Origin of the sequence: Bradyrhizobium sp. PRIMUS42 (assembly GCF_023006515.1) — a bacterium.
Taxonomy (GTDB): Bacteria; Pseudomonadota; Alphaproteobacteria; order Rhizobiales; family Xanthobacteraceae; genus Bradyrhizobium.
Window position 1 is genome coordinate 1 of sequence record NZ_JALBGZ010001267.1, and the last position, 973, is coordinate 973.

General features: G+C 64.1%; 1 protein-coding gene and 1 pseudogene. One reads left to right on the forward strand and one right to left on the reverse strand.

All coding sequences use genetic code 11. The annotated features are described in order from the left end of the window. The coding region (locus MOV75_RS39585; RefSeq protein WP_247008274.1) for an RMD1 family protein at positions 1-475 on the reverse strand (475 nt) is incomplete at its 3' end. A gap of 325 nt (positions 476-800) precedes the next feature. Here MOV75_RS39585 and MOV75_RS39590 point away from each other — a divergent pair. Further along, positions 801-973 (forward strand): annotated as a pseudogene (locus MOV75_RS39590) (glycosyl transferase); the annotation flags it as partial.

Sequence of the window (973 nt, forward strand, 5' to 3'; positions counted from 1 at the left end):
AGGGCTCGATCACATCGAAGACCGCGGCGACGCGGCGCTCGTCGCGCGCCAGCGACGTGCTCTTGGCGAGCGCGTCCACGATCAGCAGCAGCCGGTCGTCGGAGAATTTGGCGAGGCAGATCGGGCCGCCCGGTTGGATCGCCTCGGCGGCTTCGTCGTGGCAGAGCTGGGCCTGCGCGATCTCCTCCTCATAGGGGCTGAGCTCGCCGATGACGCGGGGCTTCAGGCTGTCGATCAGCACCTTCTCCTCCGAAGGAAGGAGACCGATCAGCACCACGACGCCGCAGCGAAAGATCACCGCTAGGCCGGCATGGACGCGGAAGGCCGCCGGCATCGAGGAGACGGTCGCCCCCAGTTCGAGCCCGGAGGGATTGATGCGCTCACCCAGCATCACGGCGCGGATCCGCAAGGTCGGCGCACCGTCCGGCTTGGGAGATGTCGGCAGCGTGTTAACAGCAAGTTGATCGGCGTTCATGCGAAGCCCTTGTCAGCATCGTGAATTGCAGGGTTTTCCTGCTCGCCCGTACGCTATCGCATCCGCCTCTTGCAGGATTGCGACCGGCCCGCGCGCCGTGCAATGTTGCGGCAAAACTCCGCACTAATACGGTCAGGACGCACGCCGCCGAAACATTCGGCAATATCGCCACCCCGTGCGGACATATTTGGATGCGACCTCTCTGGCAGTTTACCATCGCGTGCCGAAGCGCGTCCGAAAAGTTGCACTCGGCAGCGCTGCATGTTTATGACAACATCATAACGAGCTACGCTTCTCCCGAAGTGCAGACATTGAAGCTTCAATCATGCTGAGCGTCATCATTCCGACCGAAGGCGTCGAGCAGACTGCGGTGGCGACTCTGGCCGCGCTGGTCCCCGGCGCCGCCGCCGGCATCATCCGGGAAGTGCTGCTGGTCGACGGCACCCGCAACGGCGTCATCGAGCGCGTTGCCGACGTCGCAGGCTGCCGTTTCGTGGG